Genomic DNA, 13,906 nt, shown 5'->3' on the forward strand with positions numbered 1-13,906 from the left:
ATTTGTTTTCGGCGCGTTGTTATCTAACTCTACAATTGAGAATCATACATATGGGTTTTACCTCGTTAGGTCTATCTGCTCCAATCCTTAAAGCTATTCAAGAGAAAGGCTACGACACCCCTTCGCCAATTCAGGCAAAAGCAATTCCTGCTATTTTGGAAGGGAAAGACGTAATGGCAGCAGCGCAGACTGGTACAGGTAAAACCGCAGGCTTTACGCTACCGATTCTTGAGCGTTTATCGAACGGCCCTCGCGTTCGTGCTAACCAAGTTCGTGCACTTATCCTGGCGCCAACGCGTGAACTTGCGGCTCAGGTGCAAGAAAACGTGTTTATGTACGGCCGTCATCTTCCACTAAGCAGTGCGGTGGTTTTTGGTGGTGTGAAGATCAACCCGCAAATGCAGCGTCTTCGCAAAGGTGCGGATGTGTTGGTCGCGACACCAGGCCGCCTGATGGATTTGTACAACCAAAATGCGGTGAAGTTCGACCAACTGGAAGTGCTAGTGCTGGATGAAGCAGACCGTATGTTGGATATGGGCTTTATCCGTGACATTCGTAAGATCCTAGCTCTGCTACCAAAACAGCGTCAGAACCTACTTTTCTCGGCAACTTTCTCGGATGAAATCCGCGACCTTGCGAAAGGCTTGGTGAACAACCCGGTTGAGATTTCAGTGAACCCGGCGAACTCGACGGCGAGAACGGTTGAGCAAAGCATCTACCCAGCAGACGTGAAGAAAAAAGCACCGATGTTGGTTAAATTGATCAAAGACGGCGATTGGAAGCAAGTGCTGGTGTTTACGAAAACGAAACACGGCGCAAACCGTCTAGCGAAGTTCCTGATCGAACAAAATCTACCGGCTGCTGCCATCCACGGCAACAAGAGCCAAGGCGCACGTACCAAAGCACTGGCGGATTTCAAATCGGGTGAAATTCGTGTTTTGGTCGCGACGGACATTGCTGCGCGCGGTATTGATATTCCGCAATTACCGCAAGTGGTGAACTTTGAGCTACCGAAAGTGGCAGAAGACTACGTTCACCGTATTGGTCGTACTGGCCGCGCGGGCGAAGTAGGTAAAGCGATTTCACTGGTGTGTGCGCTAGAAGCATCTGAGTTGTTTGCGATTGAACGTTTGATTCAAGAAGTACTACCACGTAAAGAGTTGGAAGGTTTTGCGCCAACCAATGTGGTGCCAGAATCTAAACTGGATACTCGCCCAATCAAACCGAAAAAACCTAAGAAGCCGAAAAAACCAAAAGCGCCAAATGCTGCAAGTGAAAACGCCCCAGCAGCCGAAAAGAAAGCAGGCAATGGTGCAAACAAACCTAAACGTCGCTTCAACGGTGGTAACAACGGCAACAAAAACAGCACCAACCAAGGCGGTGCGGGCAAGCCTAAAGGCAACCGTGAAGGCCAAGGTCGTGCAAACAGTAAACCAGATGACCGTAAACCTAACGGCAACAAGCCAAATGGCAATAAACCGAGTGGAAATAAACCAAACGGTAATAAGAGTGGCAACGCTGGTAAACCGTCTGGTAACCGCAAGCCAAACAATGCTAAGCCTGCAGGAAACAAACCGTCAGGTCAGCGCCGTAAACCTCGTCCGCAGGCTGCAAACTAATCTGTAAACGGCCACCGATAGCAAATACAACAAAGCCGCTGATAATCTCAGCGGCTTTGTCTTTCTTAGAACACAGTTTTCTAAAACACAGCTTTGTTAAAACAGCCTACATTAAAGGTGTGATTCGAATATCTGCGATTTGTGCTTCGTTCTTTTCACCCTCAATACCACCAGCGTAGATGTAGGTTTCATTCGATGTGAGGTAACTCATATTGAAGTGGTCCTTCAGCGCGATCTGATAGGTTTCCCCCTGCTCCAACGCCACTTCAATTGGCGTTGAGTAACGCATACCTTGGTTTTCACCAATATGGCCCATCTGCAAGTAACCTTGGCCAACCACCTTACCTGCATCATCCAATACCTCTAACAATTTCACGGTGTTCGTGATGCCAGTATTAAGTTGTCCTAGGTTATTGTTGTACCAAGCATCGAACTGGTAAGTGCCCGTTACAGGAGCTGTAAACGACTCTGCACCTTTTACGATGCCACTGTCTTTGCTCACCGTAACCACTGAGACATTGTCTTTGAGTGGCTGATATTCGCCATCAAGTTTGATGCGGATCTCTTCACCGACACAAACCGGTTGGCTTGGGTTAGAACGGAAGCCTTTATCGTTAATGCTTTCAGCCAAATAACAAGCAAAACCTGTTGGCGTATCGGAATAAGATTGAGCAATCACGTTCTTTTGAATCAGCTCGCCATTGCGATACAAGTTCACGTTGTACTTGCTCGTCACGTCAATCGAAACCGAATTATCAACGCTTTTTACCACCAATGTTGGCTCTTGCGGAGAATAAACGCGACTGTCTTCACTCACATACGGTTTCACCCCAGAAACTAAAGTAATGCTGCTATCTACATTCACAAGCGCGCCCAGTGTCACGTGGAAATGCCCCTCTTCGTCCATCGTGACATTTTCAACTGGGTAGTAACCTGTGTCATCTTTGCTTACTTCAGGCAAGTCAATCGTTACCGAGTAGTTCTTTCCTTTGAAGGCAAAGTTTTCCAACGTGATTTGTTCAGACTGAGCCAACAAGTTATTGCGCACCCAACTTGTGATAAACGGCTTCACTTCCAACTTGCCCGTTTCGGTATGGATGCCGAATAGGGTCTCTACCACCATGTTCAAGTAGCCACCCACAGACCAAAGCTGACGCTGAGAGTTAATAACTGGGCCATCCATGCTTGGATCTTCACCATGATCACTATGGATGATGAATGACTTACCAGAAAGCCACTCTAAGTTTTCCATGTTGGATAAATTAGTTGCCGTACCACGAACCAACGATTGAATGGCATTGTTCGCTGCTGCCACATTTTGTGTTTGATGCGCGGCGCGCAAGCTGTACGCGGTAACAAATGGCCAAATTGCGCGATTATGGTACACAGGCACGTCCGGTTGTTGAGGGAAGTAAACCGGCACGCCAAACTCACTGTGTGGGTAATTGGCCATGATTTGTTTCGCCTGCGCATCACTTGCCACGCCACTGATGATTGCCAACGCTTCGCCCAACATATCGTATTTGTCGACCGCAATGTCTTTGCCATTGTCAAACAAATAGCTTACGTACATACCGCGTTCGGCATTCCAAAACTGATCGTTGATAGCGGTTTTTAACTGCTCAGCCCACTCGGTGTATTTGACCGCGTTGGTTGAGTCGTACTTCTCTGCCAACTTAGCCGCGAGCTGAATCGCGCGGTAGTGAACCACGTTTGTCGATAACGCTTTGCTGCTACCAATCGCATTGACATCGTTTGGCGTCCACGTTGAGTAAGTTTGCTCACGCCAATCGAGGAATGATTGCTCACCAGTGTATAAACCGGATTTCGCATCAAAAGCCGCCAGGCGATCGGCTTCAAGTGTATTACTGATCGCTTTATATGCGCGCTCTGCAAACTGGTTGTACTCTTCCCCATCCAATGCCGAAAGTAAGCGTTCTGCACCAAGCGCCCAAGTCGTACGGTCGGTACTGATTGGCCAACTGCCGCCCGTGCCCGTGTCTTGCACAATCTGCTCGCCATCGTATTGCTGATCGGTCGTGTCGCGGAAAGCAGACAATTTGAAATTCAAACCATTTTGCACGCGAGTTGGATTCATCAATGCAAGCGAAAGGTCTGCTGCGTACGCCAAATCACGCGTCCATACGTAATGCCACTTCGCGCCCGTCTCAAAAACTTCCGCTTTGATTGGGTTGTTGTAGTTGTAATTGCCGTCTTTGATTTCAGAAACGGCAAGCTGGTCTAGCTCTTTCATCGTCAATGCAAACAACGCGTCAAACGCGACATCACCCGACACCACTCGCGGCCCTGTTTGCTCATTAATCACTAAGCCTTGGTCGAGCGCATCACGCAATTCTGTCGTCGTTGAAATACCAAATTCACGCAGCTCCGCTTTAGGATCTTTCACCGAGAAAATCACGGTATCACTCGAGTCATCGTAATTGGCGAACAGTTTCACTTCTTTGCTCTGATGCCCTTCATGCACCATTGCAGGGTCGAGAATCGCATCAGAGTAGTATTTTTCCGCTTCTTCTTGTGTTGCTTTCGTCACAGTCATTGACGCGCGACTTTCATCGGCAAAGCTCACAGAAAACTTGTAATACCCTTTGTCTTCAAACGTGATCTCAGAGTTGCAATCATCGTTCATACACGCTTCATTCGTGTCTGGTTTTGGCAGGTACTCCTGAGCTTTATCGAACGCCGCGGGCTCCTCAAAGTAGGTGTATTGGATCTGCCAACCCGGATCAGCAATCTTGAACTGATTACTACCTCGAGCGACGCGCAGTACGGTTTCGTACTCGTTATTACCCAAATAGTTTAGCTTGGCATGCTCTGCCGTGCCCCAATCCCCATTTAAACCACGTAAATATAAGTCGGCTGAAATAATTGGTTTGTCGACCGGCACTGGCGCATCAGAAGAATCTGACCCACATCCAGCAAGACCAATACAAGACGCGACAGCAAGCGCAATAAAACTCGGTTTCATGTTCATCCCTTAGATTGTTGTTTTGGCGACAGTCTAAAGAACACCTTTTTGAGGGGAAAATAGGAAGTCAGGAGCGAGCTATAGATAACATCTATACGTCAAACCCCAACAGTGATGTAGATCTATGAAATGCGCATAATTTCAATCAAATGAGATTACAGATTTGTGATTTATAAATGAAATTGTGCAAAATACCCCTCGTTCTTAGAGGGGAAAGAAAATGGACAAATCTCTGCAGCAATTTTTACTGGTTGCACGCTGCCAAAGCATCAGCGCTGCGGCAAGAATGGCAGGGTTAAGCCAGCCAACGGTAACAAGCAATTTAAAGAAGCTGGAAGAGAATCTCGGCGTGACGCTGTTTGAACGTCATCCTAATGGCATGGTGTTGACCGAATACGGACGCATCCTCTATCGCCATAGCAACGCGATGCAGCATGAATACAACCAAATGATGCAAAGCATTGATGAACGGAAACAGTACCAAGTCGGAAAAATTAAAATGGGCACTGGCGATGCGTGGTGGCCGCTGTTCGTCAAACAAGCACTCAATCAACATCTGACCAAGCAGCCATCGGCATCTACGCACGTCGAATTTGGCAACCACTTAGGCTTGATGGATTCATTAATCAACGAACAGATTGAATTCTTCATCGGCCACGAGATTGTCGGCTTGTCGTCTAAATGTGATGTTACGTTTATTCCGCTATTTCAAACGGTTGATGCCTATTTTGTTTCCCCAAACCACCCACTTCTAGGGAAAACCGTCACCGAAGATATGCTGCACGAATACCCAGCTCTTTCGGTCACTTATGATGCTAAGAAATTCGCTCACGTCATCGATAACCCAATCCCGAAGCAAAATGAACGCGAAAGGCAGCAACTGGATGACAGACCGACTTACGAAGTGGATTCTCTGCTCGCCAGTATTGATGTACTGAAAGAAAGCGTCGCGGTGATGTCTTATACCGGGCACCTCAAACCGTATTTGGAATCCTTTGGCTTACGATGCTTAACCATGGAAAACGAACCAAACCCTGGCACCGTCGGGATTTATCGCCACCGCCGAGAAACCTCTGAATCGCATCTAGATCTGATTGCTGGCATCACTCAGCGCGCTAAATTGCTCAACTAGAAAGTCCAAAAACAGGCGAACTCTTTTCGGTTGATATTGGCGGCTTTGATAAATGACATGTAGATCCGCTTCAGCGCCTTGCGAAAAGGCGCTGAAGTTTTTCATATACCCATCCAAAACCGTTACTAAACGTTGTTTTTTGAGGTCTTGCTGAATATCTAAAATCGATTTCAACGCAATCCCCGCACCGTCCAACGCCCATTGTCGAATCACTTCACCATCATCAGAAAATCGCTTTGGCGTGACCGTGATCGATTGGTGAGACTCTTCATCTTTAAAGTGCCACGTTTTTAATTCTTCATTGCTGCGCACCATGGCTAAGCAGCGATGGTCCGCGAGATCTTGTGGACAGTTTGGGACACCTTGCTTCGACAAATAGTCAGGTGATGCGCACAGCACGCGTTGACTCGACGCCAGCCTGCGCGAAATGAGATTGCTGTCCGCTAACTCGCCATAACGAATCACCAAATCGAGCCCCGATTCAGCCAAGTTCGATAAATTGTCATTAAGATAAAGATAAGGCGTCACATCCGGATATTGCTCAGAAAAAGCCGACACCATCGGCGAAATAATTTGTTTGCCAATATCTCGTGGAGCTGAAATTTTCAACGTTCCGCGCACTTGCGAAATACCCGTTTGCAGCAAGTTTTCCGTCTCTTTCACGCTATCAATGATGTTAAGACAAGCTTGATGGTACATTGCCCCTGCGTCCGTGAGTGATACGTGGCGTGTGCTTCGGTTGAGCAGCTTTACGCCATAGCGTTCTTCTATCGCTTGCAGCCTTGCCGTTACCGTCGCCGGAGACAAACCTAACTCCCTTCCCGCCGCCGCCAGACCTTGATGTTTAACGATGCTGACAAACAACGTCATATCCGAAAACTTATCCATCTTCGTGCTCTTATTATTTGGAAAAACTGAATAATCAATTTAGATATTACCCAATTATCAAATTAAGTCGAATCCATATACTGACCCTATCGACATTGTTTAGACCCAGAACGTTATGTGACAGGGAAAAGTTAAACGCCGTAACGCTGTACAACGCACAACAACACGCCCTGCCCAGCCAAGAGATAGGAAACAAAAAATGAAACTGTACATTTATGAACATTGCCCCTTTAGCGCCCGCGTCCGTTTTGTTGCAGGCATGCTGAATATTAAGCTGGATGTCATCAACATTGCTTATAACGACGAGAGCACCACCACAAACCTCATCGGCGCAAAACAAGTTCCTCTTTTGATCAAAGACGATGGTGAAGCCATGGCGGAAAGCTTAGACATCATCAACTACTTCCTTGAATTGGCATCTTCCAGCGAAAACAGCCAACCCTCCAAACCGGTTTTAGACTGGCAAAAACAAGCGTTTTTACCGCTACAAAAAGTCGGGTATCCGCGTTGGTCAAACATGACGTTACCGGAATTTGCAACAGAAACCGCTAAACAAGCATGGCGTGCAAAAAAAGAAACCGAAGCGTTAAATTTTGAAGCTTTGATTAACGATACACCTGCGATTGCGAAAGAAGTCGCCGCTTTGATAGAACAAACCAAACCCTTGCTCAACCTAAGTTCAGAAAAGCAAACGTCACTGGTTGATCAAGCCATTATGTTTTCCATTCTACGCGGCTTTTTCAGTGCGCCCGAAGTGCAATGGGATCCAGCCGTACTTCACTGGATGGCAATCGCTCGTAAAGCGACCAACGTGCCTGTACTTATCTAAGGAGCGCAACATGCAACAAAGAACAAATAAGCTGTTTGAGCCAGCTCAACTGAAATCGTTGTCACTACAAAACCGTATTGTCATGGCACCAATGACTCGCGCACGCACCACTCAGCCGGGCAACATCCCGAATGAGATGATGGCAACGTATTATCAACAGCGCGCTTCTGCCGGGCTGATCATTTCCGAAGCCACGCAAATTTCGGACGATTCTCAAGGCTATTCGTTCACCCCTGGCGTTTACACCGATGCGCAAGTGGCGGGCTGGCAAGGTGTGACCCAAGCGGTCAAATCACAAGGCGCAGCGATGTTTTGTCAGCTATGGCATGTGGGCAGAGTGTCTCACCCAACATTCCAAAATGGTGAACAGCCTATCGCGCCATCTGCGCTCGCTCCGGTAGAGACGCAAGTTTGGATTGCAGATGAACAAGGCAACGGCAATATGGTCGATTGTGTTGAGCCTCGCGCCATGACACAAGCAGATATCAACCGAGTTGTCGGTGATTTCGCGAACGCAGCCAAACGCGCCATTGAATCGGGTTTTGATGGTGTAGAAATCCACGGCGGGAATGGGTATCTGATCGATCAGTTCTTAAGAACCAACTCAAACCATCGAACAGACAACTACGGCGGTTCACGAGAAAATCGTATCCGTTTTCTTATCGAAGTAGTGGAGGCAGTTATCGCCGCTGTTGGTGCGCATCGAGTTGGAGTGAGATTGGCACCATTCATTACCTTTAAAGATATGGACTGCCCAGATATCGTGCCAACGATCTTAGAGGCATCAAAACAGCTACAGGAGCGCGACATTGCCTACTTGCACTTGTCCGAGGCCGATTGGGCCGATGCACCAACGATTCCAGAGACGTTCCGAATCGAACTTAGAAAGCGCTTTCGCAACGCTATCATTGTCGCAGGTCGCTACAATCCTCAACGAGCAAACGAAGTGTTAGAGAAAGGCTACGCGGATCTTGTCGCATTCGGACGGCCATTCGTAGCAAACCCAGACTTAGTCTCTCGCTTGCAACATCACCATCCGTTGGCAGAACTCGATGGCTCAACGTTGTTTGGCGGAAACGAACGAGGCTACACCGATTACCCTGCTCTGCAACAGGAATGCGCAGAACAGGCCTAACAAAAAAGCCCCAACCTAGCTGCTACGGTTGGGGCTGTCACCAAACTAAAATTGGTTTTAGCTAGCTTAATCTGGCTAAGAGTTAAATCACTTCTAACGCGCCGCTGCGCCAAGGTTCGATAACGACTTTGATGTGATCATTTGGCGTCATTAACTTTGTAAATGCGTCTTCGACACCATCGATTCCCACTTTGGCGGTGAGCATTTTCTGCCAAGGCAACTTATGTTCGGCAATCGCTTGTAGGCATTGCTCAAACTCGTGCGGTTGGTAGTAGTAAGAGAATCTCAAATCGAGCTCTTTTACCGTCGCGTACGCGTAGTTAATGATTGCGGGTGTCGTATGGATACCCGAGATGACGATTCGCGCTCGGGCAGGAGCGCGGCGCAGAAAATCGTCAATCAAGGTATGCTTGCCAACACACTCATAAATGACCAGGCGTGAATTCATCGCGTACTGCTCACCAACGGCGATCTCGTCTTCCTTGGTCGGGTTGATCAATCGATTTGCGCCAAACTCGCTGGCAAGTTGCAGCTTTTCTTCCTGAAGATCGACCGCAAGAATATTGCTGACGCCACGTTGTTTCAGTGCAGCAATCACCGCCAGCCCTATAGGGCCGCAACCGACAACCAGCGCTGTTTCTTCCGTTTCGATTTCACTGCGGTTGACCGCGTGCAAACCGACCGCTAGTGGTTCGGTTAATGCCGCCGCCTCAGACGGCATTCCGTCTGGCACAGGTAGCAATAACGCTTCATCAAGCAGGAAATACTCAGAGTAAGCGCCATAAGTACCCGGAGTAACACCAACGCCCGCGCCATTTTGGCTGAGCAACATCGGCACTGAGGTGACTCGGCTACCAACGGACAACGTTTGCTGCGTATCGGCACCGTATTCGATAATTTCCGCACAGAACTCATGCCCCAACATCACTTGAGCGTGCTCACCGGCTTCATCAGGCATCAACCCGAGCTGGTGGAATACATCAAATACCTCATCCGCGTGTCGAGTAATGTGAAGGTCGGAGCCACAAATGCCACAAGCTAGACTACGAACCAACACTTGTCCCGCTGCAGGTTTGGGGATTTCGACTTGCTTCAGGCGGACACTACCATCCTGCATTATGATACTGTTCATCTGTTGCATGGGGTTACTCCGCTAGCTCATCGCTTAGGCCAGCAATCGCACCCGGTTTGATGTAGCGCGCAGTGAAGCCTTGTGCTTTCGCTGTTGCAATAACAACTTGCTCAATCCAACCTGCATCCATGATGTTGATGAAGTTACCCTCGTCGTCAAAGTTAATGTTCGCACCTTGGATCACCATAAAGCCATCTGCACCACCCGACTCTTCTGGACAGTGAAAGGTATGAATCGAACCACCTGGCTCATACAAATAACTACCAGCGGTTTGGACTTGGTTTGGGTATTCAATGTAGTGCCAAGCGCCACTCAGTGTATAGAAATGCACCACACCAGTGTGGAAGTGCTTAGGTAAAGTCACGCCCGGTTTGAACTTGGCGCGTATCACCCAAGTTCCGTTTTCTGGATCAAGAAACAGGGGATAAACATCCACACCCGGTAATGCGTCTTTGATGATCGACTCTTCATTGGTATTAAGAGTTAATAAAAAATCTTGGTGCTGAATAACTTCTGGTAATGACATAACTTACATCCTCGCTGTTGCTGTAATGTGGCGTACTCGCCTATCCCATAAGTGGGTACTTAAAATTCTCGAAACCGTCAGATGCGCTGATGGTACAACCGTTGATACAGTTGGCTTTCTCGCTGACCAGAAACGCCACCACATCAGCAATCTCTTCTGGTTGTGTGAAGTTTTGACGCATCTGTTCTTTGCGGATGTGGTCCCACAGGCCAATCTCTTCGTATTGCCTTAACATCGGAGTATCAACGCGTCCCGGAGCGACAGCGCAAACACGAATACCCAATGGTGCGAGTTCTAATGCGGCGCATTTGGTCATCATATCGACTGCGGCTTTACTGACGTTGTAGGTAAAGGTCATCTCAGACGCCATTCGTGCGTAAACAGAAGAAGTATTGAGGATCACGCCCGGCGTGCCTTGCGCTTGGAATTGTCGCCCAGCGGCGAGAATTCCGTAGTAGACACCATTTTGGTTGACCTTTGAGATCGGCTCAAAATCAGCAATTGGGTCGTGGTCAAGCAGAGGTTTCGGTGCACCGATGCCCGCGTTGTTGACCATGATGTCAAGTGAGCCAAATAGTTCGACCGCGTACTTCACCATGGCTTCGACTTGTTGGTAATCGGTGACGTCCGCAACAAAGGTTTCCAACTGCTTAGGGCCAAAACTTGCGTACATTTGCAGTGATTGCTCTGAAATATCGACAGCAAGCACTTTGGCTCCTTGCTCTCTTAGCTTTGCAATAATAGCTTGCCCAATTCCACCCGCAGCGCCAGTCACGATGGCCGTTTTATTGATAAGTTCCATACACCTTCTCATTCATGCGTTTTTGTTATCAAAATGTAACCTAGATCAACTCACTGACACTCACTTGACCTTTTGCGAAGTAAATTTGATACATTGCGATTTACAACCTGTTAACATTTAAAAATCGAGACATGTATATCGTACGAAGTGGCGCTGCCGATAAATTTGATAGCTTGGTTTCCGAACTGGGGCAGAATCCGGTTGAGATTATGGCTGCCGTCGGGCTGTCTGCGGCGCAGTTTCGCAATCCCGATACGTATCTCGCCTACCCTAGGCTGGCTGAATTGCTGGAGGAAGCGGCTGCTCGTTGTCAGCAACCGTTGTTTGGTGCGTTACTCGCTGAGCGTCAAAACCTACAAAGCTTGGGGGACTTACCAATGCTGGTTTCTCGCGCGGAAACGGTTGGTGATGCCTTGGCGCGGGTGAATGATTTTCTCTATCTACATTCGTCAGGGGTAACTCTCAACATGACGCCACAAGATGATTGGGTACGGTTGTCGCTCAATATTGATGTGCACAGCGAACGAGGTATCGCGCAGTTGATGCAGCTCAGTGTGTCGCATCTGGCGATGTTTGTTGCGAGCTTACTTGATATTGAAGCAAGTCACTTCGCGCTACATTTGACTCAACACGCAACATTGGAAGTAGAAAAAAGCAAGTTTGCCCAGCAGAACAAACTGCGTTTCGGTGATAAGTTTGACGGTATCCTACTTAAAGCGACTCTGCTTAACGCTAAGAACCACCAAGATGAAGACGCACTAGAGCGCCATTTTCAACAGCACCTCAAAGAGCTGCAAACCCGTTACCCCAACAATCTCAGTGACCAAGCAGCAAACATGATTGGCCGTCTGCTCTCAACCGGAGAATGCAGCGTTGAGCGCGTTGCAAGAGCATTGGATCTGCATCCGAGAATGCTGCAAAACAAGCTGAAACAACAGGGCACAAATTATCGGCAGCTTTTACAACAAGTGCGTCAGGATTTCGCCGAACAGCGATTGCATGAGAATATTCAGAGTATTACCGATATCGCGTTGCAACTGGGCTATGCAGAAACTGCGGTCTTCAGCCGCCACTTTCGTCGCTGGACGGGAAAATCGCCAAGGCAATGGCGACAAGAAAAAACTCAGTTACAAACGTTTAAGCCCATCAGATAAAAGCATAAATAACCTATCGCTCAAACTAAAAAGTGTGAGGTGGGAGGGTTGGTATCGAGAATTTCAGCAATCACAGATAACCCGTGTTTGATGTAGCCTCGGTTTGTTTCTGCTCCCAAACTGATTCGCACGTAAGGCATTGGCTGATTAGTATCGAGAACAAACGGTTTGTATCCCGTGATCTGCACCCCTGAACGCTTAGCCGAAGCAACCAGGTCATCGCTATTCCACTGCTCGGGTAGTCTCAACCAAATGTGCTGTCCATTCGGGTGCGAGCTATAAACATGCCCTTCTAAAGCGGCTTTTGCTATTCGTTGTCGCTTAGCAAACTCATTGACTTGAAAGCGAATAAGTCGATTTAACGTACCGTTCTCGATCCACAAATGAGCAACTTCAAATGGTAATGGAGTCGCAGACCAACTCGTTGCGGCTAAACGACCAATCGCGTGCTGCAAAAAATGACGTGGGACCGTCAGATAGCCAGTGCGCATGCCTGGCGCTACAACTTTGGTTAAACTGGTTACATAGAAAGCTTGTTCGGGTAACAATGTGGCAAGGGGTGGGACACGGTTAGGTTCTAGTGCTCCATACACGTCATCTTCAATGACATAGATGTCGTATTGCTGCGCAATATTCGCTATCGCCTCTCGGCGTGCAAGATCCATATGCGCACTAGTCGGGTTAGCCATGCTAGGTGTGCAACACAATACCTTGATTGGTTTGTGTTTACATGCCCATTCAAATGCATCCGGCGTTATACCAAACTCATCCATTTCAAGTGGTTGCAACTTAAATCCAAGCATTCTCGAGCGAGAGATCAAGCCATGATCAACCAAGTGACCACAAGCAACTACATCACCGTGTTCAACAACTGTGCTTAAAGCCAACGTTAAACCATGGCATGCACCATTTGTGAGTAATATCTGATCGGCACCCACATCCAGCCCTTGGCTACTTAGAAATCGTGCCCCTGACTCAATATGATGAGGCTGACCTGTTACCGGCTTTGCTTTACTGATCAAACCACGATTGTTTGTTTGCCCAGCAATCTCCATTAACGCCTGATTAAAAAGCGTAATGTGGCGATCGGTCACCACTGGATGTGCAATCGACATATCAATTTCATCCGGCGTTTCTTTCATCTCTTGTGTCAGCATGAACTCCGTGTCCGTACTTTCATCCACAAAACCTGATTTGACAAAAGTACCATTCCCAACCCAAGACTCGATCGCCCCTTTTTTCTCTGCATAACCATATGAATGGCTCACCGTTTGTACGCTGACGCCAATTTGCTCTGCAAACTCACGATGTGTGGGTAATCGAGTCCCCGGTTTTAGATAACCACTGCGGACACATTCGACAAGATAGTTACCAATGGAGATGTATTTAGCGGTGCCTGGCCGAATGATCGGGTTCAAAGAAATTGTCATGACACAATATTTTAATTGATTCATTTTTAACGCTCATTGTAACTTCCATTTAACAAACAGCGAACTTTAACTCACAAAATGAGGTGAAATGCACAAAAATAAACCACAATTGTAATGATTGACATGAAATGTATGGGTTAAACAAACATGTTAAACAGCATCGTTCAATCCAAATACAACCCCAGAGGTAAATTGCAATCATTTTTAACGCAGATCTGGCTAGCTGGTAGAAGGTAGAAATACCTCAGCGTCTCCGAAGGCCCATAAGGCGTC

The 13,906-nt window shown here is 47.7% G+C and carries 11 protein-coding genes; 5 read left to right on the forward strand and 6 right to left on the reverse strand.

Annotated elements, in window-relative coordinates:
* Nucleotides 1–50: 50 nt before the first annotated feature.
* Nucleotides 51–1,619, forward strand: coding sequence for a DEAD/DEAH box helicase (locus R8O10_RS04995; RefSeq protein ID WP_318191161.1), 1,569 nt, complete (start codon nt 51–53; stop codon nt 1,617–1,619).
* Nucleotides 1,620–1,725: 106 nt separating this feature from the next.
* Here the strand turns inward: R8O10_RS04995 and R8O10_RS05000 are convergent, their stop codons facing one another.
* The gene (locus tag R8O10_RS05000; protein WP_318191162.1) at nt 1,726–4,605 is read right to left on the reverse strand and encodes an MGH1-like glycoside hydrolase domain-containing protein; all 2,880 of its coding nucleotides are present in this window, start codon (nt 4,603–4,605) and stop codon (nt 1,726–1,728) included.
* A gap of 220 nt (nt 4,606–4,825) precedes the next feature.
* Here R8O10_RS05000 and R8O10_RS05005 point away from each other — a divergent pair, with 220 nt between their 5' ends.
* Nucleotides 4,826–5,737, forward strand: coding sequence for a LysR family transcriptional regulator (locus R8O10_RS05005; RefSeq protein ID WP_158173387.1), 912 nt, complete (start codon nt 4,826–4,828; stop codon nt 5,735–5,737).
* On the opposite strand, the gene R8O10_RS05010 is transcribed toward R8O10_RS05005, so the two are convergent.
* Entirely contained in the window at nt 5,690–6,625 is a 936-nt protein-coding gene (locus R8O10_RS05010; protein WP_053304585.1) for a LysR family transcriptional regulator, read from the reverse strand. The two genes, R8O10_RS05005 and R8O10_RS05010, sit on opposite strands and share 48 nt — an antisense overlap.
* Nucleotides 6,626–6,824: 199 nt before the next feature.
* Between R8O10_RS05010 and grxB the strand changes: the two genes are divergently transcribed.
* A complete protein-coding gene (gene grxB / locus R8O10_RS05015; protein ID WP_054729335.1) occupies nt 6,825–7,454 on the forward strand; it encodes a glutaredoxin 2 in 630 nt (209 codons plus the stop codon).
* Between the two features lie 10 nt (nt 7,455–7,464).
* Nucleotides 7,465–8,589 (forward strand): alkene reductase, encoded by a 1,125-nt coding sequence (locus R8O10_RS05020; RefSeq protein ID WP_171342634.1) that lies wholly within the window; start codon nt 7,465–7,467, stop codon nt 8,587–8,589.
* A gap of 82 nt (nt 8,590–8,671) precedes the next feature.
* Here R8O10_RS05020 and R8O10_RS05025 read toward each other — a convergent pair whose 3' ends face one another.
* The 3 genes from R8O10_RS05025 to R8O10_RS05035 are packed head-to-tail and all read right to left on the reverse strand — an operon-like array spanning nt 8,672 to nt 11,049.
* The gene (locus tag R8O10_RS05025) at nt 8,672–9,730 is read right to left on the reverse strand and encodes a zinc-binding dehydrogenase (protein ID WP_064369391.1); all 1,059 of its coding nucleotides are present in this window, start codon (nt 9,728–9,730) and stop codon (nt 8,672–8,674) included.
* Between the two features lie 4 nt (nt 9,731–9,734).
* Nucleotides 9,735–10,247 carry a 2,4'-dihydroxyacetophenone dioxygenase family protein gene (locus R8O10_RS05030; RefSeq protein WP_053304588.1) on the reverse strand — a complete coding sequence of 171 codons (513 nt, stop codon included), beginning with the start codon at nt 10,245–10,247 and terminating at the stop codon, nt 9,735–9,737.
* 40 nt (nt 10,248–10,287) lie between these two features.
* The gene (locus R8O10_RS05035; protein WP_104980454.1) at nt 10,288–11,049 is read right to left on the reverse strand and encodes an SDR family NAD(P)-dependent oxidoreductase; all 762 of its coding nucleotides are present in this window, start codon (nt 11,047–11,049) and stop codon (nt 10,288–10,290) included.
* A gap of 131 nt (nt 11,050–11,180) precedes the next feature.
* On the opposite strand from R8O10_RS05035, the gene R8O10_RS05040 reads away from it, so the two are divergent.
* Entirely contained in the window at nt 11,181–12,203 is a 1,023-nt protein-coding gene (locus R8O10_RS05040; RefSeq protein WP_053307197.1) for a helix-turn-helix domain-containing protein, read from the forward strand.
* Between the two features lie 20 nt (nt 12,204–12,223).
* Here R8O10_RS05040 and R8O10_RS05045 read toward each other — a convergent pair whose 3' ends face one another.
* Complete coding sequence (locus R8O10_RS05045) at nt 12,224–13,657, reverse strand: PLP-dependent aminotransferase family protein (protein WP_318191163.1); 1,434 nt, start codon at nt 13,655–13,657, stop codon at nt 12,224–12,226.
* Nucleotides 13,658–13,906: the final 249 nt, after the last annotated feature.

Source organism: Vibrio sp. 1727 (genome assembly GCF_033344415.1).
Taxonomy (GTDB): domain Bacteria; phylum Pseudomonadota; class Gammaproteobacteria; order Enterobacterales; family Vibrionaceae; genus Vibrio; species Vibrio alginolyticus.

What these genes read in the sequence shown, in the direction of transcription:
- R8O10_RS05045 (WP_318191163.1), bottom strand. Translation starts at nt 13,657, where the DNA reads ATGAATCAATTAAAATATTGTGTCATGACAATTTCTTTGAACCCGATC.
- R8O10_RS04995 (WP_318191161.1), top strand. Translation starts at nt 51, where the DNA reads ATGGGTTTTACCTCGTTAGGTCTATCTGCTCCAATCCTTAAAGCTATT.
- R8O10_RS05010 (WP_053304585.1), bottom strand. Translation starts at nt 6,625, where the DNA reads ATGGATAAGTTTTCGGATATGACGTTGTTTGTCAGCATCGTTAAACAT.
- R8O10_RS05040 (WP_053307197.1), top strand. Translation starts at nt 11,181, where the DNA reads ATGTATATCGTACGAAGTGGCGCTGCCGATAAATTTGATAGCTTGGTT.
- R8O10_RS05030 (WP_053304588.1), bottom strand. Translation starts at nt 10,247, where the DNA reads ATGTCATTACCAGAAGTTATTCAGCACCAAGATTTTTTATTAACTCTT.
- R8O10_RS05025 (WP_064369391.1), bottom strand. Translation starts at nt 9,730, where the DNA reads ATGCAACAGATGAACAGTATCATAATGCAGGATGGTAGTGTCCGCCTG.
- R8O10_RS05020 (WP_171342634.1), top strand. Translation starts at nt 7,465, where the DNA reads ATGCAACAAAGAACAAATAAGCTGTTTGAGCCAGCTCAACTGAAATCG.
- grxB (WP_054729335.1), top strand. Translation starts at nt 6,825, where the DNA reads ATGAAACTGTACATTTATGAACATTGCCCCTTTAGCGCCCGCGTCCGT.
- R8O10_RS05035 (WP_104980454.1), bottom strand. Translation starts at nt 11,049, where the DNA reads ATGGAACTTATCAATAAAACGGCCATCGTGACTGGCGCTGCGGGTGGA.
- R8O10_RS05000 (WP_318191162.1), bottom strand. Translation starts at nt 4,605, where the DNA reads ATGAAACCGAGTTTTATTGCGCTTGCTGTCGCGTCTTGTATTGGTCTT.
- R8O10_RS05005 (WP_158173387.1), top strand. Translation starts at nt 4,826, where the DNA reads ATGGACAAATCTCTGCAGCAATTTTTACTGGTTGCACGCTGCCAAAGC.